The 25,486-nt window shown below is 72.2% G+C and carries 1 protein-coding gene; it reads left to right on the top strand.

Translation table 11 applies throughout. The features are described from left to right. Positions 1–23: 23 nt before the first annotated feature. The gene (locus tag ACWEPL_RS20955) at positions 24–25,478 is read left to right on the top strand and encodes an SDR family NAD(P)-dependent oxidoreductase (RefSeq protein WP_452437176.1); all 25,455 of its coding nucleotides are present in this window, start codon (positions 24–26) and stop codon (positions 25,476–25,478) included. Positions 25,479–25,486 lie beyond the last annotated feature (8 nt).

Here is a 25,486-nt window from a genome sequence, read left to right as displayed (position 1 = left end):
TGCAGGAAGAGTACGAGGCGAGAATGGCTGCGAACGACACCAAGCTCATCGAGGCCCTGCGTTCCTCATTGAAAGAGACGGAACGGCTGCGTGCGCAGAACCGTTCTCTCGCCGAGGCGGCGCGCGAGCCGATCGCGATCGTGGGCATGGCCTGCCGCTACCCGGGCGAGGTCCTGTCACCGGAGGACCTGTGGGACCTGGTGGCCACGGGCGGGGACGCGATCGGGGAGTTCCCCGCCGATCGCGGCTGGAACCTCGACAAGCTGTACGACCCGGACCCGGACAGCCGTGGGACGTCTTACTCGCGGCACGGCGGTTTCCTGTACAGCGCGGGGGAGTTCGACCCCGGGTTCTTCGGGATCTCGCCGCGTGAGGCGTTGGCGATGGATCCGCAGCAGCGGTTGCTGCTGGAGGCGTCGTGGGAGGCGATCGAGCGGGCGGGCGTCGATCCGGCCGGGCTGCGCGGCAGCCGTACCGGCGTGTTCGCCGGGGTGATGTACCACGACTACGCCCCTCAGGTGTCCTCCGTGCCCCAGGAGTTGGAGGGCCTGGTCGGGACCGGTAACTCGGGCAGCATCGCCTCGGGCCGGGTGTCGTACACGTTCGGGTTCGAGGGCCCGGCGGTGACCGTGGACACGGCGTGCTCGTCGTCGCTGGTGGCGCTGCACCTGGCGGTGCAGGCGCTGCGGTCGGGTGAGTGCGACCTGGCGCTGGCCGGCGGTGTCACGGTGATGGCGACGCCGGGCACGTTCGTGGAGTTCTCGCGGCAGCGCGGGCTGTCCCCTGATGGGCGATGCAAGGCGTTCTCGGCTTCGGCGGACGGCACCGGCTGGGCCGAGGGTGTCGGCATGCTGCTGGTGGAGCGGCTGTCTGACGCGCGGCGTAATGGTCACCGGGTGCTGGCGGTCGTCAAGGGCTCGGCGATCAACCAGGACGGTGCCAGTAACGGCCTGACCGCGCCGAACGGTCCTTCCCAGCAGCGGGTGATCCGGCAGGCCCTGGCCAACGCCGGGCTCGCGGCCGGAGACGTGGACGTGGTCGAGGCGCACGGGACCGGGACCACCCTGGGTGACCCGATCGAGGCGCAGGCGTTGATCGCGACGTATGGCCAGGAGCGGGAACGGCCGCTGTGGCTGGGGTCGCTGAAGTCCAACATCGGTCACTCCCAGGCTGCGGCCGGGGTGGGTGGCGTGATCAAGATGGTCATGGCGATGCGGCACGGGGTGCTGCCGCAGACCTTGCACGTGGACCAGCCGTCCCCACATGTGGACTGGTCGGCCGGTGCCGTTGAGCTGCTGACCGAGGCCCGGTCGTGGGACGTTCAGGATCATCCGCGCCGTGCCGCCGTCTCGTCGTTCGGGGTGAGCGGCACCAACGCGCATGTGATCATCGAGCAGGGTGAGGAGACCGACGCGGTCGCCGGCGACGACACGGGGCTGCCGGTGGTGCCGTGGCTGATCTCGGCGAAGACGCCCGAGGCGCTGGCGGGGCAGGCCGAGCGGCTCGCGTCATGGGTGGAGGAACACCCGGAGCCGGACGCCGCCGGGGTCGCGTGGACGCTGGCGACCGGTCGTACCGTGCTGGAGCAGCGTGCGGTCGTGGTCGGTGCTGATCGTGACGAGTTACTGGCCGGGTTGCGGGCGCTGGCCTCGGATGGGGTTTCCGGGAGTGGTTCTGGCGGAAAGCTGGCGTTGCTGTTCGCCGGCCAGGGGAGCCAGCGGGTCGGGATGGGCCGGCAGTTGGCCGAGGCGTTCCCGGTGTTCGCCGAGGCGCTGGAGGAGATCGACCAGTTCCTGCCGGTCCGTGAGGTCATGTTCGACGACCCGGATGGGGTGTTGAACGAGACGGGCATGACGCAGCCGGCGTTGTTCGCCTTCGAGGTGGCTCTGTATCGGCTGCTGGAGTCCTTCGGGGTCCGCGCGGATGTGCTGGTCGGGCATTCGATCGGGGAGATCGCCGCCGCGCACGTAGCGGGGGTGTTCTCGCTGGCGGATGCGTGTGCGCTGGTGGCGGCTCGGGCTCGGTTGATGCAGGCCCTGCCGACAGGCGGTGCGATGTTGGCGATCGCGGCACCCGAGGCAGAGGTTCTCCCGATGCTGGGGGACCGGGTCGGGATCGCGGCGGTCAACGGTCCGGCTGCGGTGGTGGTCTCCGGAGATGCCGAGGCGATCGCGGAGATCGAGGGGCGGGTGAGCGTTCGGACGCGCAGGTTGCGGGTCTCGCACGCTTTCCACTCGCCGCTGATGGAGCCGATGCTCGCCGACTTCGAGCAGGCCATCTCCGGTCTGACCTACCACGAGCCCACTCTCGCGATCGTCTCCAACCTCACCGGCCGGCTGGCCGAGCCGGGGCAGCTCACCCGTCCCGGTTACTGGGTGGAGCACGTGCGGCAGGCCGTGCGGTTCGCCGACGGAGTGACAGCTGCCGGGGCGAGCCACTTCCTGGAGGTCGGCCCGGATGGGGTGTTGACGGGGCTGGCTCAGCAGAGCATCGCCGACGGTGTGTTCATCCCCGCCAGCCGCAAGGACCGCGACGAGGTCCGCTCTCTGATCGAGGCGCTCGGCCGGCTGCACACCCACAACATCGCCGTGGACTGGACCGCGGTGCTGGCACCGGCCAGGCAGGTCGATCTGCCCACCTACGCCTTCCAGCACCAGCGGTACTGGATGTCGGCGCGGGCCGACGCCGGGGACATGGCCGGGGCCGGGCTCGCGGCAGTCGATCACCCGCTGCTGAGCGCGGTGACCGAGATCGCCGGCGGCGAGTCCGTGATCCTCAGCGGCCGGCTCTCCGTGGCCGCGCAGCCGTGGCTGGCCGACCACGCCGTCAACGGGACGATTCTCCTGCCCGGCACGGCGTTCCTGGAGCTGGCACTGCAGGCCGGGGACGAGGTCGGTTGCCCGGTCGTACAGGAGCTCACTCTTCAGGCACCGCTGCTGCTGCCCGCCGACGGCGGGCGCCAGCTGCAGGTGCTGGTCGGCAGCGGTGACGACGCCGGGGTTAGGCCGGTCTCGATCCACTCCCGCGCCGACGGCGACGCCCCCTGGGTGCTGCACGCCGACGGCACGCTGGCCGTTGCCGCGTCCACGCCCGTCGAAGGGCTGGAGCAGTGGCCGCCGTCCGGCGCCGCCGTGATCGACGTGTCCGACGCCTACGACCTCCTCCTGGACATGGGATACGAGTACGGGCCCGTCTTCCAGGGCCTGCAGGCGGCCTGGTCCCGAGACCGCGACGTGTTCGCCGAGGTCGCGCTGCCCGAGCAGGCGCACGCCGACGCGGCCAGGTCGGGACTGCACCCCGCCCTGCTGGACGCCGCCATGCACGCGCAGCTGATCGCCGGGGACGGGCAGACCGTCCTGCCGTTCTCCTGGGGCGGAGCGCGGCTGCACGCGGCAGGCGCGAGCAGCGTCCGGGTGCGGATCTCCCGCATCCGGGACACCTCCATCGCCCTGACCATCGCCGACGCCGACGGCGCGCCGGTGCTGTCGGTCGAGTCGCTGGCCGTGCGGCCCGTCTCGGCCGGTCAGCTCACCGCCGCTCGCGGCGACCACGCCGACGCGCTGTTCCGCGTGGACTGGACACCGCTCTCGCTCGCCCCCGCCGGGGTCGAGGAGCTGCCCGAGCTGACGGCCGTCGCCGAGGATGCCGCCGTGCCCGAGGCGGTGACGTACGTGGTGTCCGCGCCGGAGGGCGAGGTCCTCGACGCCGTCCACGAGATCACCGCCGAGGCCCTGGTCGTGATCCAGGAGTGGCTGGCCGACGAGCGGTTCACGTCGTCGCGGCTGGTCGTGGTGACGCGTGGTGCGGTGGCCGTGCAGGCCGCCGAGGGCCTGAACGTCGGTACGGCCCCGGTGTGGGGCCTGGTACGGGCGGCCGAGGCGGAGAATCCGGGCCGGTTCGTGCTGGTGGACGTGGACGGCAGCGCGGAGTCGTGGCGTGCCCTGGGTTCGGTGGTCGCTTCGGGGGAGCCGGAGGCGGCCGTTCGCGACGGGCAGGTGCGGGTTCCCCGGCTGGTGAAGGCGCAGGCGTCGGCGGGCGAGCCGGTGTTCGGCCCGGACGGCACGGTGCTGGTGACCGGTGGCACGGGCGGTCTGGGTGCCCTGGTGGCCCGGCACCTGGTGACGGCGCATGGAGTGCGCAGGCTGGTGCTGGTGAGCCGGCGTGGCCTGGAGGCGCCCGGCGCCGCTGACCTCGTGGCGGAGCTGGCCGAGCTGGGAGCCGAGGTCGCGGTCGAGGCCTGCGACGTGGCCGACCGGGAGGCGCTGGCCCGGGTTGTCGCTTCGGTGGCGGACTCGTTGACCGGGGTGGTGCACGCGGCCGGGGTGAGTGACAACGGCCTGGTGGGGTCGCTGTCGGTGGAGCGGCTCGCGCGGGTGCTGGGGGCCAAGGCGGCAGCGGCGTGGCATCTGCATGATCTGACGGCGGGTCTGGACCTGTCGGCGTTCGTGCTGTTCTCGTCGGCCGGTGGCCTGGTGCTGGCGGCGGGGCAGGCCAATTACGCGGCGGCGAACGTGTTCCTGGACGCCCTGGCGTCGTACCGGCGGTCGATGGGGTTGGTGGCGACGTCGCTGGCCTTCGGCCTGTGGGATACCGACGCGGGCATGGGCGGCGCGCTGAGCGAGGCCGACTTCGAGCGCATGCGGCGCCAGGGCCTGCCGGCGCTGTCGGTGGAGGAGGGGCTGGCGCTGTTCGACGCCGGGTCGGCGGGTGACGCGGCGGTGCTGGTGCCGCTGCGGGTGGACGCGACGGCCCTGCGGAACCGCGGTGAAGGGCTTCCGGCGCTGTTGCGCGGGCTCGTACGCGGTCCCGCGCGGCAGGTGGCGCGTGCGGCGGGAACGGGGCTGGCACGGCGGCTGGCAGGGATGGAGGCCGACCAGCGGGACCGGGCGCTGCTGGAGCTGGTCCGGCAAGAGGTCGCCAAGGTGCTCGGACACGCTTCGATGGACGCGGTCCAGCCGGATCGCGCCTTCCAGGAGCTGGGCTTCGACTCGCTGACCGCCGTGGAGTTCCGCAACCAGCTGATCGCCGCCACCGGGCTGCGGTTGCCGGCGACGTTGGTGTTCGATTTCCCGACGGCTGAGGCGGTGGCCGGGTATCTGGCCGGTGAGCTGGCCGGCGGGCGGTCGTCGGAGGCCGTGGTGGCCACCACGACGGCGACGGACGAGCCGATCGCGATTGTCGGGATGGCGTGCCGGTATCCGGGTGGCGTGACCTCGCCGGAGGGCCTGTGGGAGTTGGTGTTCTCGGGTCGGGATGCGGTGGGGGAGTTCCCCGCCGATCGCGGCTGGGACCTCGAGAAGCTGTACGACCCGGACCCCGACAGCCGTGGGACGTCGTATGCGCGGCATGGCGGGTTCTTGTATGACGCGGCGGAGTTCGATTCGGGATTTTTCGGGATTTCGCCGCGTGAGGCGTCGGCGATGGATCCGCAGCAGCGGCTGCTCCTCGAAACGTCGTGGGAGGCGGTTGAGCGGGCGGGGATCGATCCGACGGGGTTGCGGGGGAGTCGGACGGGTGTGTTCGCCGGGGTGATGTATCACGACTACGGGTTGGGGACGCCGGCGAACACCAGTGGCGGGAGTTTGGTGTCGGGTCGGGTCTCTTACACGTTGGGGTTGGAGGGTCCGGCGGTGACCGTGGACACTGCCTGCTCGTCGTCGTTGGTGGCGTTGCATTGGGCTGCTCAGGCGTTGCGGTCGGGGGAGTGTGATCTGGCGCTGGCCGGTGGTGTGACGGTGATGTCGACGCCGGGGATGTTCATCGAGTTTTCGCGGCAGCGGGGGCTGGCGGCGGATGGGCGGTGCAAGGCGTTCTCGGCCTCGGCGGATGGTACGGGCTGGGGTGAGGGTGTCGGTGTGCTGCTGGTGGAGCGGCTGTCGGACGCTCAGCGCAACGGGCATCAGGTGCTGGCGGTCCTCAAGGGCTCGGCGATCAACCAGGACGGTGCGAGCAACGGGATCACGGCCCCGAACGGTCCTTCGCAGCAGCGGGTGATCCGGCAGGCGCTCGCGAACGCCGGGTTGTCGGCCGCTGATGTGGATGTGGTCGAGGCGCACGGGACTGGTACGACGCTGGGTGACCCGATCGAGGCGCAGGCTTTGATCGCGACCTACGGCCAGGAGCGGGACCAGCCGTTGTGGCTGGGGTCGCTGAAGTCCAACTTCGGTCACACGCAGGCCGCCTCTGGTGTGGGCGGCGTGATCAAGATGGTCATGGCGATGCGGAACGGCTTCATGCCCCGGACCTTGCACGTGGATGAGCCGTCGCCGCATGTGGACTGGTCGGCCGGTGCCGTTGAGCTGCTGACCGAGGCGCAGCCGTGGGAGCAGAACGGGCACGCCCGTCGTGCGGCGGTCTCCTCGTTCGGGATCAGCGGCACCAATGCGCATGTGATCATCGAGCAGGGGCCGGGGGCAGAGGAGCAGCCGGAGCCTGTTGACGAGCCGCCGGTGGTGCCGTGGTTGGTCTCGGCCAAGGACCCGCAGGCGCTTCAGGCTCAGGCGTCTCGACTGGCGTCGTGGCTGGAGGAGCGGCCGGAGCTGAAGACGGCCGATGCCGCGTGGTCGTTGGCCACGGGGCGGGCCGTGTTGGATCAGCGTGCGGTCGTGGTGGGCGCTGACCGTGACGAGCTGCTGGCCGGGTTGCGGGCGCTGGCCGAGGGTTCACCAGAGGTGGCAGCTGGAGGCAGGCTGGCGTTGCTGTTCGCCGGTCAAGGAAGTCAGCGGGTCGGGATGGGTCGGCAGCTCGCTGAGGCGTTCCCGGTGTTCGCCGAGACCCTGGAAGAGATCAACCAGCTCCTGCCGATCCGCCAGGTGATGTTCGACGACCCCGATGGGGTGTTGAACGAGACCGGGATGACCCAGCCGGCGTTGTTCGCCTTCGAGGTGGCCTTGTATCGGCTGCTGGAGTCCTTCGGGGTCCGGGCGGATGTGCTGGTCGGTCATTCGATCGGGGAGATCGCCGCCGCGCATGTGGCCGGAGTGTTCTCGCTGGCCGATGCGTGCGCGCTGGTGGCGGCTCGGGCTCGGTTGATGCAGGCCCTGCCGACCGGCGGTGCGATGCTCGCGATCGCGGCACCGGAGGCGGAGGTTCTGCCGCTGCTGGAGGGCCGGGTCGGGATCGCGGCGGTCAACGGTCCGGCAGCGGTGGTGGTCTCCGGAGACGCCCAAAAGATCGCGGAGATTGAGGAGCGGGTGAGCGTTCGGACGCGCAGGTTGCGGGTCTCGCACGCTTTCCACTCGCCGCTGATGGAGCCGATGCTCGCCGATTTCGAGCAGGCCATCTCCGGTCTGACCTACCACGAGCCGACGGTCGCGATCGTTTCCAACCTCACCGGCCAGATCGCTGGACCGGGCCAGTTGACCAGCCCGAGCTATTGGGTGGAGCACGTGCGCCAGGCTGTGCGGTTCGCCGACGGGGTTGCGGCTGCGGAGGCCGGTTGCTTCCTGGAGGTCGGCCCGGATGGGGTGCTGACGGGGCTGGCTCAGCAGAGCATCGCCGATGGTGTGTTCGTTCCCGCCACGCGCAAGGACCGGGATGAGGTCCGCGCGCTGATGGAGGCGCTCGGCCGGTTGCACACCCACGGCATCGCCGTGGACTGGACGGCGGTGCTGACCCCGGCCAGGCACGTAGACCTGCCCACCTACGCCTTCCAGCGGGAGCGGTACTGGGTCAACGCGCAGGTCGAGGCCCGTGAGATGAGTTCCGTCGGGCTGGCGGACGTGGACCATCCGCTGCTGGGCGCCATGACCGAAGTGGCCGCCGGAGAGTCCGTGGTCTTCAGCGGCCGGTTGTCGGTGGCCACGCAGCCCTGGCTGGCCGATCACATGGTCAACGACACGATCCTGCTCCCCGGCACGGCGTTCCTGGAGCTGGCGCTGCACGCCGGGAACGAAGTGGGCTGCTCGCGCCTGCAGGAGCTCACTCTTCAGGCGCCGCTGCTGCTGCCTGCGGATGCCAGTTGTCAGCTGCAGGTCGTGGTGGGCGCGAGCGACGAGTCCGGGACGAGGCCGGTCTCGATCCACTCCCGTGTCGAGACCGACGCCGCGGGCGCGTGGACGGGGCATGCCGAAGGCGCGCTGACCACGGCTCCGCCGGTGTCGGTGTCGGCGTCCAGGCTGGAGCAGTGGCCGCCGTCCGATGCCGTCGGGATCGATGTGGCAGACGCCTACGACATGCTGCTGGACCGGGGTTACGAGTACGGGCCGGTCTTCCAGGGGCTGCAGGCGGCCTGGCGGCGCGGAGAAGAGATATTCGCCGAGGTCGCGCTGCCGGAGCAGGCGTTCGCCGACGCGGGACGCTTCGGGATCCACCCGGCTCTGCTGGACGCCACGCTGCACGCGCAGCTGGTCGCCGGGGACGGGCCGACGGTCCTCCCGTTCTCCTGGGCCGGAGTGGATCTGCACGCGGCCGGCGCGACCAGCGTACGGGTGCGGATCTCCCCCTTGCGCGACAACGCCATCGCCCTGACCATCGCCGATCCCACCGGGGCTCCGGTCCTGTCGGTGGAGTCGCTCGCCGTACGCCCGATCTCGGCTGACCAGCTCGCCGCGGCCAAGAGGAACAGTCTCGAGTCGCTGCACCACCTCGAGTGGAGCACGGTTCCGGCCGATCCCGCGGCTCAGGCGCCCACATGGGCGTTGCTTGAGGGACTCGCCGAAGCCGGAACGGTTCCGCAGTGCGTGCTGGTGGCGGCCCCGGCCGGACGGGGAGCAGTGCATGAGGTGCTGGACCTGCTGCAGGAGTGGCTGGCGGACGAGCGGTTCACGTCGTCGCGGCTGGTCGTCGTCACGCGTGGTGCGGTGGCGGCCGGTCCGGAGGATGTGCCGGAGCCGGCGCAGGCGGCGGTGTGGGGTCTGGTACGGGCCGCGCAAGGCGAGCAGCCGGGCCGGTTCGTGCTGCTCGACCTGGATGACGACACACCTGAGGACATGATCGGCCGGGCGCTGGCCTGTGGTGAGGCCCAGGTGGCGGTGCGGGCCGGTGAGGTGTGGGCGCCGCGCCTGGCCCGGGCGGCGGTGTCCGAGGGCCTGAGGCCGGTGTTCGGGCCGGAGTCGACGGTGCTGGTCACCGGCGGTACGAGCGGTCTGGGCGCCTTGGTGGCCCGGCATCTGGTCACGGCGTACCAGGTGGGACATCTGGTGCTGGTCAGCAGGCGGGGCGCGGACGCTCCGGGGGCCGGAGAGCTGGTGGCCGAGCTGTCCGCGCTGGGCGCCGAGGTGAGTGTGGCCGCCTGCGACGTGAGCGACCGTGACGCCGTTGCCGAGCTGATCGCCTCCATGCAGCGTCCGCTGTCCGGTGTCGTGCACGCGGCCGGTGTCCTGGACGACGGAGTGATCACTTCCCTGACGTCCGAGCGTCTTGACACGGTCATGCGGCCCAAGGCCGACGCCGCCTGGCACCTGCACGAGCTGACCCGGGATCTGGAGCTGTCGGCGTTCGTCCTGTTCTCCTCGATCGCCGGGGTGCTGGGTGGCCCTGGCCAGGGGAACTACGCGGCGGCGAACGCGTACCTGGACGCCCTGGCGGAGCACCGCAGAGCACAGGGGCTGCCCGCGATCTCGCTGGCCTGGGGCCTGTGGAACACGGGCGGCATGACCGAGGAGCTGACCGAGGCCGACCTGCGTCGCATGGAGCGCGTGGGGCTGAAGCCGCTGTCGGAGGCAGAAGGGCTGACGCTCTTCGACGCCGCGCTGTGCTCCGATCGGCCGGTGCTGGTCGCGGCGCGGTTCGCGCAGGCCAGGAGCGCTCGTACCCAGCCGCGGCGGGCCGCCGCGGTCAACGGGCTCGCCGACCGGCTGGCCGGGATGGAGCCGGCCGAACGCCAGTCGGCACTGTCGAACCTGGTGCGCCAGGAGGTGGCGACCGTCCTGGGCCACGCCTCGGCCGACGCGGTACAGCCCGATCGGACGTTCCAGGATCTCGGCTTCGACTCCCTCACCGCGGTCGAGTTCCGCAACCGGCTCACCACGGTCATCGGGCTGCGCCTGCCGGCCACGCTGATCTTCGACTACCCGACCGCCGCCGCGGTCGCCGATTACCTGGACTCGGAGCTGTCGGGAGCCGCGTCCGCGGCGTCCGCCGCCGTGGCCCGGACGGTGATCGACGACGAGCCGATCGCGATCGTGGGGATGGCCTGCCGCTACCCGGGTGGCGTGGTGTCTCCGGAAGGTCTGTGGGAGCTCGTCTCCTCCGGCACGGACGCGATCGGGGAGTTCCCCACCGACCGCGGCTGGGACCTCGGCAGGGTGTACGACCCCGACCCGGAGAGCAAGGGCACCTCCTACGTACGCCACGGCGGGTTCTTGTACGAGGCCGCCGAGTTCGACCCCGGGTTCTTCGGGATCTCGCCGCGTGAGGCGTTGACCATGGATCCGCAGCAGCGGCTGCTGCTGGAGACCTCGTGGGAGGCGCTTGAGCGCGCCGGTGTCAGTCCCGTCGCGCTGCGCGGCAGCCGGACCGGTGTGTTCGCCGGTGTGATGTATCACGACTACGGGCTGGGCACTCCCGCGTCGACCAGCGGCGGCAGCCTGGTGTCCGGGCGGGTGTCGTACACGTTCGGGTTCGAGGGCCCGGCGGTGACCGTGGACACGGCGTGCTCGTCGTCCCTGGTGGCTCTGCACCTGGCGGCTCAGGCTCTGCGGTCCGGTGAGTGCGACCTGGCGCTGGCCGGTGGTGTGACGGTGATGTCGACGCCGGGCACGTTCATCGAGTTCTCCCGCCAGCGTGGCCTGGCCACGGACGGCCGGTGCAAGTCCTTCGCCGCCGCGGCGGACGGTACCGGTTGGGGCGAGGGCGCCGGCGTGCTGCTGGTGGAGCGGCTGTCGGACGCGCGGCGCAACGGGCATCAGGTGCTGGCGGTCGTCAAGGGTTCGGCGATCAACCAGGACGGTGCGAGCAACGGGATCACGGCTCCGAACGGTCCTTCGCAGCAGCGGGTGATCCGGCAGGCGCTGGCCAACGCCGGTCTGTCGGCCGGAGATGTGGACGTGGTCGAGGCGCACGGCACGGGCACCAAGCTCGGTGACCCGATCGAGGCCCAGGCGCTCCTCGCGACCTACGGCCAGGAGCGGGACAGGCCGTTGTGGCTGGGTTCGCTGAAGTCGAACTTCGGTCACACGCAGGCCGCGGCCGGTGTGGCGGGGATCATCAAGATGGTGATGGCCATGCGCCATGGCCTCATGCCTCAGACCTTGCACGTGGACGAGCCGTCGCCGCACGTGGACTGGTCCGCCGGGGCTGTTGAGCTGCTGACCGAGGCCCGCCCCTGGGAGCGGCAGGACCGGCCGCGGCGGGCGGCGGTCTCCTCGTTCGGGATCAGCGGTACGAACGCCCACGTGATCATCGAGCAGGTTGACGCCGAGGTCGCGAGTGATGACGCGGTTCTGCCCATGGTGCCGTGGCTGATCTCGGCCAGGACCACCGAAGCGCTGCAGGCCCAGGCCCGGCGTCTGGAGTCGTGGGTCTCGGAGGAGACCTCGATCGCCGGTACGGGCGCGGCGCTGGCGTTGAACCGGGCGGTGCTGGAGCAGCGTGCGGTCGTGGTGGGCGCCGACCGTGACGAGCTGCTGGCCGGGTTGCGGGCGCTGGCCTCGGACGTGGTTTCCGAGAGTGGCTCTGGTGGCCGGCTGGCGTTGTTGTTCGCCGGTCAAGGAAGCCAGCGGGTCGGCATGGGCCGGCAGCTCGCCGAGGCGTTCCCGGTCTTCGCCGAGACCCTCGAAGAGATCAACCAGCTCCTGCCGATCCGCGAGGTCATGTTCAACGACCCCGATGGGGTGTTGAACGAGACGGGCATGACCCAGCCGGCGTTGTTCGCCTTCGAGGTGGCTCTGTATCGGCTGCTGGAGTCCTTCGGGGTCCGGGCGGGTGTGCTGGTCGGGCATTCGATCGGGGAGATCGCCGCCGCGCACGTGGCCGGAGTGTTCTCGCTGGCCGATGCGTGCGCGCTGGTGGCGGCTCGGGCTCGGTTGATGCAGGCCCTGCCGACCGGTGGCGCGATGCTCGCGATCGCCGCACCCGAGGCAGAGGTTCTGCCGCTGCTGGAGGGCCAGGTCGGGATCGCGGCGGTCAACGGCCCGGCAGCGGTGGTGGTCTCCGGAGACGCCCAAAAGATCGCTGAGATCGAGGAGCAGGTCAGCGCTCGGACACGCAGGCTGCGGGTCTCCCATGCTTTCCACTCGCCATTGATGGAGCCAATGCTGGCTTCCTTCGAGGAGGCCATCTCCGGTCTGACCTACCACGAGCCGACGGTCGCGATCGTTTCCAACCTCACCGGCCAGTTGGCCGAGCCGGGCCAGCTGACCACCCCGAGCTACTGGGTGGAGCACGTGCGCCAGGCCGTGCGGTTCGCCGACGGAGTGATGGCCGCCGGGGCGAGCCACTTCCTGGAGGTCGGCCCGGATGGGGTGCTGACCGGGCTGGCCCAGCAGAGCATCGCCGACGGGGTGTTCATCCCCGCCACCCGCAAGGACCGCGACGAGGTCCGTACCCTGGTCGAAGCCCTGGGACGGATGCACGCCTGTGGTCTGACCGTCGATTGGGAGGCGTTCTTCGCCCCTGTGGGGGCGCAGCGGGCGGACCTGCCCACCTACGCCTTCCAGCGGGAGCGGTACTGGGTGCCAGCCGCTCAGAGCACCGGCGATGTGGACGCCGCAGGGCTGGGCGCCGTCGATCATCCGTTGCTGAGCGCGGTGACCGAGGTGGCCGGCGGCGAGTCGGTGGTCTTCAGCGGCCGGTTGTCGCTGGCCACGCAGCCCTGGCTGGCCGATCACCTGGTCAACGGCATGGTCCTGCTTCCCGGCGCGGGCCTGGTGGAGCTGGCGGTTCGCGTCGGTGACGAGGTGGGCTGCTCGTGCCTGCAGGAGCTGACCCTGCAGGCTCCGCTGGTGGTGTCCGCCGAGGGCGGCGTGCAGCTGCAGGTGGTGGTCGGTGCGGTGGAGGAGTCCGGTCAGCGGTCGGTGAGCATTCATTCCCGGTCCGGTGACGGGGACGAGTGGGTCCGGCACGCCGACGGCGTGCTGGCGGCCACGGCCGCGGAGCCGGGCTTCGACGTGGCGCAGTGGCCGCCGGCGGACGCGGTGCCGGTCGATGTCGAGGACCTGTACGAGAACCTGGCGGGGATCGGCCTGGAGTACGGCCCGCTCTTCCAGGGCCTGACGAGCGCGTGGACCCGGCCGGGCGAGGTGTTCGCCGAGATCACGCTGCCGGACCAGGCGCACGCCGAGGCGGCGCGGTTCGGGATGCATCCGGCCCTGCTGGACGCCGCGCTGCACGCCAGCGCACTGGGCGATCTGCTGCCGACGCCCGAGCCGGGTCAGCCGTTCCTGCCCTTCGCCTGGTCGGGAGTGTCGCTGCACGCGACCGGAGCAACCGGCCTGCGTGTAAAGGCCACCAAGAACACCGCCGCCGGCAGCACCTCCGTCTCGCTGACCATCGCGGACGGCACCGGTGCTCCGGTGGCCGACATCGACGCGCTCACCGTCCGGCCGCTGTCCACCGGCCAGCTGCAAACGGGTCAGAACCCCCTCTACCAGGTGACCTGGACGAAGCCGGCCGAGGTTCCGGCAGCTCCCGTCGAAGTGGGTGAATACCCGGACCTGGCGGCTCTGGGGGATGCGGTGCCTGAGTGGGCGTTCCTGGAGTGCCCGGCCACCGACCCCGCGACGGACGTCCCCACCGCCGTACGGCAGGCCATCCGTCCCGTCCTGGAATCGGTGCGGGAGTGGCTGGCGGACGAGCGGTTCGCGTCGTCGCGGCTGGTCATCGTCACGCGTGGCGCGGCGGCGGTGCGGCCCGACGAGTCCGTGGACGTCGGCGTGGCCCCGGTATGGGGGCTGGTGCGGGCGGCCGAGGCCGAGAACCCCGGCCGGTTCGTCCTGGTGGACGTGGACGGCAGCGAGGAGTCCTGGCGCGCTCTGGGCGCGGTGGTCGCTTCCGGGGAGCCCGAGGCCGCTGTGCGCGAGGGCGAGGTGTGGGTGCCGCGGCTCGCGCGGGCCGCGAGCGCGGAAGGCGGGTCACCGGCGTTCGGGCCGGACGGCACGGTGCTGGTAACCGGTGGCACCGGCGGGCTCGGCGCGCTGGTCGCCCGGCACCTGGTGGTCACCCACGGAGTGCGGCACCTGCTTCTGGCCAGCCGCAGCGGGCCATCGGCCGCGGGCGCGGCAGATCTGGTGGCCGAGCTGGGCGAGCTCGGGGCCGAGGTGTCGGTGGCGGCCTGCGATGTCGCCGACCGGGACGCGCTGGCCGAGGCGATCGCCTCCGTCCCTCAGCAGCATCCGCTGGTCGGCGTGGTGCACGCGGCGGGCGTGGCCGACAACGGGCTGGTGGGTTCGCTGTCGGCCGAGCGGATCGACGGAGTGCTGGGGGCGAAGGCCGACGGAGCCTGGCACCTGCACGAACTGACCCGCGATCTGGACCTGTCGGCGTTCGTGCTGTTCTCGTCGGCCGGCGGGTTGGTGCTGGCGGCCGGGCAGGCGGCGTACGCGTCGGCCAACGTGTTCCTGGACGCGCTGGCGGTGCACCGTCGCTCGCTGGGGCTGCCGGCGACGTCCCTGGCGTACGGGCTCTGGGACGCCGAGACGGGGCTGAGCGCCTGGCTGAGCGAGGCCGACCTGGAGCGGATGCGGCGTCAGGGTCTGCCGGCGCTGTCGGTGGACGAGGGCCTGGCGTCGTTCGACGCGGGCGTGGCCGCGGATGCGGCGGTGCTGGTGCCGTTGCGGGTCGACGCGCAGGCGCTGCGCTCGCGGGGTGAAGGCCTTCCGGCGCTGCTGCGCGGGCTGGTACGCGGCTCGGCCCGGCGGGTGGCGCGCTCGGACGCGTCGGCGCTGGGGCGGCGGCTGGCCGGTCTGGAGCCGGCGGAGCGCCGGCAGGTGCTGCTGGAGCTGGTACGCCAGGAGGTGGCGACCGTGCTGGGCCACGCCTCAGGGGACGCGGTGCAGCCCGATCGCGCCTTCCAGGAGCTGGGCTTCGACTCGCTGACCGCGGTGGAGCTCCGTAACCGGCTGAACGCCGTTTCCGAGCTGCGCCTGCCGGCCACCCTCGTCTTCGACTACCCGACCGCCGCCGCGGTCGCCGATTACCTGGACTCGGAGCTGACGGGAGCCGCGTCCGCGGCGTCCGTCGCCGTGGCCCGGACGGTGATCGACGACGAGCCGATCGCGATCGTGGGGATGGCCTGCCGGTATCCCGGTGGCGTTGTCTCTCCCGAAGGTCTGTGGGAGCTCGTGCTCTCCGGTACGGACGCGATCGGGGAGTTCCCCACCGACCGCGGCTGGGACCTGGACAAACTGTACGATCCCGACCCCGACACCAGGGGCACCTCCTACGTACGCCACGGCGGGTTCTTGTACGACGCGGGGGAGTTCGACCCCGGGTTCTTCGGGATCTCGCCGCGTGAGGCGCTGGCGATGGACCCGCAGCAGCGGCTGCTCCTCGAAACTTCGTGGGAGGCCCTGGAGCGGGCCGGAATGGACCCGCACGGGCTGCGCGGCAGCAGGACCGGCGTGTTCTCCGGCGTCATGTACCACGACTACGCCTCTCAGCTCACTTCGGTGCCGGAAGAGCTGGAAGGGCTGATCGGCACCGGCAACTCGGGCAGTGTCGCCTCCGGCCGGGTGTCGTACACCTTCGGCTTCGAGGGCCCCGCGGTGACCGTGGACACGGCCTGCTCGTCGTCGCTGGTGGCGCTGCACCTGGCGGTGCAGGCGCTGCGGTCCGGCGAGTGCGACCTGGCCCTCGCCGGCGGCGTGACCGTGATGGCGACGCCGGGCACGTTCATCGAGTTCTGCCGGCAGCGCGGCCTGTCCACCGACGGCCGCTGCAAGGCGTTCTCGGCCGGGGCGGACGGCGCCGGCTGGAGCGAAGGCATCGGGGTGCTGCTGGTGGAGCGCCTGTCGGACGCGCAGCGCGACGGCCACCAGGTGCTGGCGGTCATTCGCGGTACGGCGGTCAACCAGGACGGTGCCAGCAACGGCCTGACGGCGCCGAACGGTCCCTCCCAGCAGCGGGTGATCCGCCAGGCCCTGGCCAACGCCGGGCTGTCGGCCACCGACGTGGACGTGGTCGAGGCGCACGGCACGGGGACCCCGCTGGGGGACCCGATCGAGGCCCAGGCGCTGCTCGCCACCTATGGCCAGGACCGGGACCAGCCGGTGTGGCTCGGCTCGATCAAGTCGAACATCGGCCACACGCAGGCCGCCGCCGGCGCGGCGGGCGTCATCAAGATGGTCATGGCGATGCGCAACGGCGTACTTCCCAGGACCTTGCACGCGGACGAGCCCAGCCCGCACGTGGACTGGTCGGCGGGCGCGCTGGAACTGCTGAACGAGCGCCAGCCGTGGGACCGGCAGGACCGCCCGCGCCGGGCAGCGGTCTCCTCCTTCGGCGTCAGCGGCACGAACGCGCACGTGGTGCTGGAGGAGCCGCCGATCGAGGCCCCGGTGGAGCCGGAGCCCGTTGACGAGCCGCCGGTGGTGCCGTGGGTGCTGTCGGGCCGTAGCGCGGAGGCGTTGCGGGCCCAGGCGGGCCGGTTGGCCGATGCGGTGACCGGGATCCGGCCGGCAGATGTCGGCTGGTCGCTGCTCGGCCGCTCGGCGTTCGACCACCGCGCGGTGGTGATCGGCGCCGACCAGGAGGAACTGCTGGCCCGGCTGGAAAGGCTGGACGAGGGCGCGGTGCGGGGCGTGGCCGGGCCGGGTGGCAAGACGGCCTTTGTCTTCCCCGGTCAGGGGTCGCAGTGGCTCGGCATGGGCGTCGAGTTGCTGGACGACTCGCCGGTGTTCGCGGCGCGGATGGCGGAGTGCGAGGCGGCGCTGTCGGAGTTCGTGGACTGGTCCCTCACAGAGGTGCTGCGCAGCGGGGAAGGTCTGGACCGGGTCGATGTGGTGCAGCCGGTGCTGTGGGCCGTGATGGTGTCCCTGGCCGAGGTGTGGCGCTCGCTCGAAGTGACACCATCCGCCGTGGTCGGTCACTCCCAAGGCGAGATCGCCGCCGCAGTCGTGGCTGGCGCGCTGTCGCTTCAGGACGGCGCCCGGGTGGTCGCGCTGCGGAGCCAGGCCATCGTGGCACTGGCCGGACAGGGCGGCATGGCATCGATCCCGCTACCGGCTGCAGAAGTGACCGCAGACGACCGGATCTCCATCGCGGCCGTGAACGGACCTTCCTCGACAGTGGTGTCAGGCGATGCGGACGCCATTGACGAATTGATCGCCGGCTATGAGGCCCAGGGGGTGCGGGCGCGGCGGATCGAGGTGGACTACGCCTCGCATTCGGCCCATGTCGAGGCGATCGAGGACGAACTGGCGAGACTGCTGGCCCCGGTCATCCCGCAAACGAGCGACGTGCCGTGGTACTCGACCGTCCGGCAGCGCTGGCTGACCGGCACCGAGGTGGACGCCGCGTACTGGTACGAGAACCTGCGGCAGACGGTGTGGTTCGCCCCGGCGGTGAGTGAGCTGGCGGGTTCGGGCTTCCGGTTCTTCGTGGAGGTCAGCGCGCATCCGGTGGTGCAGATCGGGATGCGCGAGGCGGTCGAGGAGGCCGGCGCCGAGGCGGTGGTGGTGGGTACGCTGCGCCGCGACGACGGCGGCCTGCGCAGGCTGTGGACCAGCGCCGCCGAGCTGTGGGTACGCGGCGCGGAGATCGACTGGGCCGGAGTGTACGAGCCCGCCCGGCCGAACCAGGTCGAACTGCCCACCTACGCCTTCCAGCACCAGCGCTTCTGGCTGCTGGAGTCGGCCGGTGCCGGCGACGCGGAGAGCCTCGGCCTGTGGGCCACGGGACACCCGCTGCTCGGCGCGGTCACGGGCCTCGCCGACGGCGGAGCGGTGGTCCTCACCGGCCGCGTGTCGATCGCCACCCACCCGTGGCTGGCCGACCACGCCGTCAACGGGCAGGTGTTCCTCCCCGGCACGGGCTTCGTGGAGCTGGCCGTCAGGGCCGGCGACGAGGCCGGCTGCGACCTGCTCGAAGAGCTCACCCTGCAGGCCCCGCTCGTCGTGCCCGAGCGCGGCGCGGTCCAGCTCCAGGTCGCCGTCAGCGCCCCGGACGAGGACGGCCGCCGGCGGCTGGGGATCTACTCCCGCCTCCACGGCGCGCAGGACGAGCCCTGGACCCAGCACGCCGCCGGAACTCTGACGCGAGCCGGCGTGACGGTGCCGGAGCCCGAGAGCGTCTGGCCGCCGGAACGGGCAGAGGCGGTGGCGCTGGACGGCCTGTACGACCAGTTCGCCGCCATGGGCCTCGGCTACGGCCCCGCCTTCCGCGGGCTCCGGGCCGCATGGCGCAAGGACGACGAGGTCTTCGCCGAGCTGGCGTTGCCGGAGGAGATGGCGCGCGACGCGGCCCGGTTCGGGCTGCACCCGGCGCTGTTCGACGTGGCGCTGCACGCCACCGCGCTCGGCGGGTTCGCGCCGGACGCGGAGCCCGGCCGCCCGTCCCTGCCGTTCGCCTGGAGCGGCGTGGCGCTGCACGCCTCCGGCGCCACGAAGCTCCGCGTACGGATCTCCTTGCGGGCACAGGGCGCGGTTTCCGTGACATTGACGGACACGGGCGGCCTGCCCGTGGCCACGGTCGCCTCGCTGGCGGTACGTCCGGTTTCCGCCGGTCAGCTGGAGACCACCCCGGCGGCCAGGAGCAGGAACAAGCTGTTCCAGGTCGACTGGGTGCCGGTGGAGTTGAGCGCGCCGGGCGACCCGCAAGAGATCCTGGCAGGGCTCGCCGAGATCGGGACGGTTCCGGAATGCGTGCCGGTGGCGGCTCCGGCCGGTGTGCACGAGACGCTGGACCTGCTGCAGGAGTGGCTGGCGGACGAGCGGTTCACGTCGTCGCGGCTGGCCGTCGTCACGCGTGGCGCGGTGGCGGCGGGTCCGGCGGACGTGCCGGATCCGGCACAGGCGGCGATCTGGGGCCTGGTACGGGCCGCGCAGGCCGAACAGCCCGGCCGGTTCGTCCTGCTCGACCTGGACGACGACACGTCCGAGGACGTGATCGGCCGGGCACTGGCCGGCGACGAGGCCCAGGTGGCCGTGCGGGCCGGTGAGGCGCGGGTTCCGCGCCTGGCGCGGGCGGCGGTGCCGGAAGGCCGGGCGCCGGTGTTCGGGCCGGAGTCGACGGTGCTGGTCACCGGCGGTACGAGCGGTCTGGGCGCGCTGGTGGCCAGGCACCTGGTCACCACGTATCAGGTGGGGCGTCTGGTGCTGGTCAGCAGGCGCGGGCCGGAAGCTCCGGGGGCCGCGGACCTGGTGGCCGAGCTGTCCGCGCTGGGCGCGGAGGTGAGCGTCGCCGCCTGCGACGTGGCCGACCGTGAGGTGCTGGCGGCGTTGGTGACCTCGGTGGCGGACTCGCTGACCGGTGTGGTGCACGCGGCCGGCGTCCTGGACGACGGCGTGATCACCTCCCTCACGTCCGAACGGCTCGACACGGTCATGCGGCCCAAGGCCGACGCCGCCTGGCACCTGCACGAGCTCACCCGCGATCTGAACCTGTCCGCGTTCGTCCTGTTCTCCTCCCTGGCAGGCGTCATGGGAGGCGCGGGCCAGGGCAACTACGCGGCGGCGAACGCGTACCTGGACGCCCTGGCGGAGCACCGCAGAGCACACGGGCTGCCCGCGATCTCGCTGGCCTGGGGCCTGTGGAGGGAAGGCGGGCTCGCGGAGCTCGACGACGCCGCCCTGCGGCGGCTCGCACGCTCCGGCGTCGACCCGTTGTCGGCCGAGGACGGGCTGGCCCTGCTCGACGCGGCGCTCGGCACCGACCGGGCCACGCTGGTCCCCGCCCAGCTGAACCTCAAGGTCCTCGGCGCCCACGCGGACATGCTGCCCCCGCTGCTGCGCGGGCTCGTGTCCGGTCCCGCCAGGCGCGTGGTGACGGCCGCGTCGGAGGCCGCCGCCACGCTGAAGCAGCAGCTGGCGAGCATGCCGCCGGCCGGACAGCAGTCCGTGCTGGAAGACCTGGTACGCGATCAGCTGGCCGTGGTGCTCGGCTTCGCCGACCGGTCGGCCCTCGACGAGGGCATGTCGTTCCAGGAGCTGGGTTTCGACTCGCTGATGGCGGTGGAGTTCCGCAACCGGCTCAGCGAGGTCACGGGCATCCGGCTGCCGGCGACGCTGGTGTTCGACTATCCCACCCAGGCGGCGCTCGTCAGGTTCCTGTCCGGCGAGCTGCTGGGCACGCATGAGGTCGCGGTCACGGCACGGACCTCGGCGGCGGATGACGAGCCCATCGCGATCGTCGGCATGGCCTGCCGCTACCCCGGCGGGGTCGCCTCGCCCGAGGATCTGTGGCGGCTGGTGGCTCAGGCCGGGGACGCCGTGGGCGAGTTCCCGGCGGACCGAGGCTGGGATCTGGACAGGCTCTACGACCCGGACCCCGGCAACCGGGGCACCTCGTACGCCCGGCACGGCGGCTTCCTGTACGACGCCGCCGAGTTCGACCCCGGCTTCTTCGGGATCTCGCCGCGTGAGGCGCTGGCCATGGACCCGCAGCAGCGGCTGCTGCTCGAAACCTCGTGGGAAGCGCTCGAACGCGCCGGAATCGATCCCCACAGGTTGCGGGGCAGCCGGACGGGTGTGTTCGCCGGTGTGATGTACCACGACTACGCGTCCCAGCTGTCCTCGGTGCCGGAAGAGCTGGAAGGCCTGATCGGCACCGGCAACTCGGGCAGCGTCGCCTCCGGCCGGGTGTCGTACACCTTCGGCTTCGAGGGCCCCGCGATGACCGTGGACACCGCGTGCTCGTCGTCCCTGGTCGCGCTGCACCTGGCGGTTCAGGCGCTGCGGTCGGGGGACTGCGACCTGGCGCTGGCAGGCGGCGTGACCGTGATGGCCACCCCGTGGACGTTCATCGAGTTCGCCCGGCAGCGCAACCTCTCCGTGGACGGCCGGTGCAGGGCGTTCGGCGAGGCCGAGGGCGGCGTCGGGCTGTCGGAGGGCGCGGGCATGCTGCTGGTGGAGCGGCTGTCGGACGCGCGCCGCAACGGCCACCAGGTGCTGGCGGTCGTCCGCGGATCCGCGGTCAACCAGGACGGTGCCAGCAACGGCCTGACCGCCCCGAACGGCCCCTCCCAGCAGCGGGTGATCCGCCAGGCCCTGGCCAACGCCGGACTTTCGGCCGCGGACGTGGACGCGGTCGAGGCGCACGGCACGGGCACGGTGCTCGGCGACCCGATCGAGGCCCAGGCGCTGATCGCGACCTACGGCCAGGAGCGGGACCAGCCCCTGTGGCTCGGCTCGATCAAGTCGAACATCGGCCACTCCCAGGCCGCCGCGGGCGTCGCGGGCGTGATCAAGATGGTGATGGCGCTGCGGAACGAGACGCTGCCGCAGACCCTGCACGCGGACGAGCCGTCCACGCACGTGGACTGGACGGCCGGCGCGGTCCGGCTGCTCACCGACGCGCAGCCCTGGCAGCGGAACGGGCACGCGCGCCGCGCCGGCATCTCCTCCTTCGGGATCAGCGGCACGAACGCCCACGTCGTCCTGGAGGAGTCCCCGGCCGCGCCCGAGCCGGAGCCCGCCGGCGAGCTGCCCATGGTTCCGTGGGTGCTGTCGGGACGCAGCGAGCAGGCGCTGTCGGCGCAGGCCGGACGGCTCCGCTCCTGGATCGAGTCGCGGCCCGAGCTGGACGTGGCCGATGTCGGCTGGTCGCTGGCGGCGGGCCGGTCGGTGCTGGAGCACCGGACGGTGATCACCGGCGCGGACCGCGCCGAACTGCTCGAAGCACTGGCGGCGCTGGCCGACGGCAGCCCGGACGAGCCGAGGACCCAGACGGGGCTGGTGCGCTCGCGGGCCAAGCTGGCACTGCTGTTCGCCGGTCAGGGCAGCCAGCGGGTCGGCATGGGCCGGCAGTTGGCCGAGGCGTTCCCGGTCTTCGCCGAGACCCTGGAGGAGATCAACCAGCTCCTGCCGATCCGCGAGGTCATGTTCAACGACCCGGATGGGGTGTTGAACGAGACCGGGATGACCCAGCCGGCACTGTTCGCCTTCGAGGTTGCGCTGTACCGGCTGCTGGAGTCCTTCGGCATCCGCGCGGATGTGCTGGTCGGTCACTCGATCGGCGAGATCGCCGCCGCTCACGTGGCCGGAGTCTTCTCGCTGGCCGATGCGTGCGCCTTGGTGGCGGCCCGGGCCCGGTTGATGCAGGCTCTCCCGACCGGCGGTGCGATGCTCGCGATCGCCGCACCCGAGGCGGAGGTTCTGCCCCTGCTGGAAGGCGAGGTCGGGATCGCGGCGGTCAACGGCCCCGCAGCGGTGGTGGTCTCCGGAGACGCCCAAAAGATAGCTGAGATCGAGGAGCGGGTCAGTGTTCGGACGCGCAGGTTGCGGGTCTCGCACGCTTTCCACTCGCCGCTGATGGAGCCGATGCTGGCCGACTTCGAGCAGGCCATCTCCGGTCTGACCTACCACGAGCCCACATTGGCGATCGTCTCCAACCTCACCGGCCGCCTGGCCGAGCCGGGCCAGCTGACCACCCCGAGCTACTGGGTGGAGCACGTGCGCCAGGCCGTGCGGTTCGCCGACGGGGTCGCTGCCGCTCGTGCCGCCGGGGCGAAGGTGTGGGTGGAGGTCGGTCCGGACACCACTCTGACCGCGCTGGCCCAGCAGAGCCTGGAGGACGGCGCCTTCGTACCGGCCGCGCGCAAGGACCGCGACGAGACCCGTACGTTCGTCGAGGCGCTGGGCCGGATGCACGCGAACGGCGTTGCCGTCGACTGGGAAGCGTTCTTCGCGCCGGCCCGCCCGTCCCGGGTGGACCTGCCCACGTACGCCTTCCAGCACGAGCGCTACTGGCTCATGCCCGGCCCCGACACCGGCGACGTCACCACCGCGGGCCTGGGCGCCGTCGAGCACCCGCTGCTCGGCGCGGCGACCGAGGTGGCCGGCGGCGAGACGGTGATCTTCAGCGGGCGGCTGTCGGTCGCCACGCACCCCTGGCTGGCCGACCACGTCGTGGGAGGCAGCGTGATCGTGCCGGGCACCGCGCTCGTCGAGCTGGCCGTCCGGGCCGGGGACGAGAGCGGTTGCCCGCACCTCCAGGAGCTCACCCTGCAGGCCCCGCTGGTCCTGCCCGAGGGCGGCGGCGTCCAGCTCCAGCTGGTGTCCACCGCCACCGAGGAGCCGGGCCGCAGGTCGCTGGCGATCCACTCCCGTACGCAGGACGCGACCGAGTGGACCCAGCACGCCCAGGCCACGCTCACCGGGACCGTGCCCGAGCCGGACATCGACCTGCGGCAATGGCCGCCCGCGGGCGCGGAGCCGGTCCCGGTCCAGGACCTCTACGACGACATGCTCGCGATCGGACTGGACTACGGGCCGACGTTCCAGGGGCTGACAAGCGCCTGGGAGCGGGGCGGCGAGGTGTTCGCCGAGATCGTCCTGCCAGAGGAGGCGCACGCGGACGCCGGCCGGTTCGTGCTGCACCCCGCCCTGCTGGACGCCGCGCTGCACGCCACCGCCCTGGGCGGTCTGCTGCCGCGGCCCGAGCCGGGGCGGCCGTACCTGCCGTTCGCATGGTCGGGCGTGTCCCTGCTCGCGGCGGGAGCGACCAGCCTGCGCGTCAAGATCGCCAACGTCGGCGGCGCGGCCATCACGCTGAGCATCGCCGACGAGCTCGGCGCGCCGGTCGCCGCCGTCGAGACCCTCACCCTGCGCCCGATGGCCGGCGGCCGGCAAGGCGGCGGGAACCAGGGCGCCCTGCACCAGATCGAGTGGACCCGGCTCCCCGACGCGCCCGCGTCCGAGACGCCGCGCTGGGCGCTGCTCGGTGCCGACGACCTCGGCACCGGCCGCGTCACCTATCCGGACCTGGCCACTCTGGTCTCGCTGCACGACCCGGCCGATCTCCCGGAGGCGGTCCTGACCGGCCCCTCCGCCGGGCAGGACCATCACGCGGCGACGCACGGCGTCCTCGAACTGCTGCAGAGCTGGCTGGCGGAGGAGCACCTCGCGTCGTCCCGGCTCGTCATCCTCACGCGCGGCGCCCTCGCACCCGCCACCGGTGAGAGCCCGGACCTCGCCCAGGCGGCGGTCGGCGGCCTCGTGCGGGCCGCGCAGGCCGAGCAGCCCGGCAGGTTCGTGCTGCTGGACCTGGACGGCGACACGTCCGAGGACGTGATCGGCCGGGCGCTGGCGTCGGGTGAGTCGCAGCTGGCGGTGCGGGCGGGCGAGCTGTGGGTGCCGCGGCTGGGCCGGGCCACGGATCTGGAGGATCAGGGTCCGGTGTTCGGGCCGGAGGGCACGGTGCTGGTCACCGGTGGCACGGGCGGGCTGGGTGCGCTGGTGGCCCGGCACCTCGTCACCGAGCACGAGGTCAGGCGGTTGGTGCTGGTCAGCCGTCGTGGGCTGGGGGCGCCGGGCGCGGCCGAGCTGGTGGCCGAGCTCTCGGAGCTGGGTGCGGAGGTGGAGGTGGCGGCCTGCGACGTGGCCGACCGTGAGTCGCTGGCGGCGACGGTCGCCTGGGTGGCGGACTCGCTCACCGGTGTCGTGCACACGGCCGGTGTTCTGGACGACGGGGTGATCACGTCCCTGACGTCCGAGCGTCTTGACGGGGTCCTGCGGCCCAAGGCCGATGCCGCCTGGCACCTGCACGAGCTGACGCGAGGGCTCGACCTGCGGGCGTTCGTGCTGTTCTCCTCGATGTCGGGGGTGCTGGGAGGAGCGGGCCAGGGCAACTACGCCGCGGCGAACGCGTTCCTCGACGCGCTGGCCCAGCTGCGGGCCGCCGAAGGGCTGGCGGGCACGTCCCTGGCCTGGGGGCTGTGGGAGCAGGGCGGCATGTCCGGCGAGCTGACCGAGGCCGACCTGCGGCGCCTGGCGCGCATGGGCGTGGCGCCGCTGTCCGCGGCCGACGGGCTGGAGCTGTTCGACACCGCGGTCGCGTCCGGCCGGTCACTGCTCATCCCGGCCCGATTCGTCCAGGCCCGCGCCAGTGCGCGGACCTCCATGCGGCGGGCGGGAACCACCGACGGGCTCGCCGAGCGGCTGTCCGCGATGGAACCGGCCGAGCGCCGGTCGGCGCTGTCGGACACCGTCCGCGGCCAGGTGGCGGCCGTCCTCGGGTTCTCCGACGGCTCCGCCATCGACCCGCAGCGCCCGTTCCAGGACCTCGGGTTCGACTCCCTGACCGCGGTCGAGTTCCGCAACCAGCTCGGCAGGGCCACGGGCCTGCGGCTGCCCGCCACCCTCGTCTTCGACTACCCCACCCCGGTGGCCCTGACCGACCACCTCATGGGGTACTTCGGCGAAGCCGGGGCGGAGAACGAGGAGGCCGGCATCCTGCGGATCTTCGCGGAGCTGGACCAGATCCAGGATTCACTGACCACACTCGCCGAGGACAGCACGGTGCGCGCCAGGCTCACCGCGCGCCTCAAAGAGCTCCTGTCGGGCCTGAACGGCACGGGCGAGTCGGACGTCGCGGACCAGCTCGAGTCCGCCAGCGACGACGAGATGTTCGCCTTCATCGACAACGAGCTCGAGATCTCTTGACAGTTGCA

This window comes from Nonomuraea sp. NPDC004186 (genome assembly GCF_053603495.1).
Note: the sequence above shows the minus strand (reverse complement) of the source record. Positions and strands in the feature narration are given on the sequence as shown.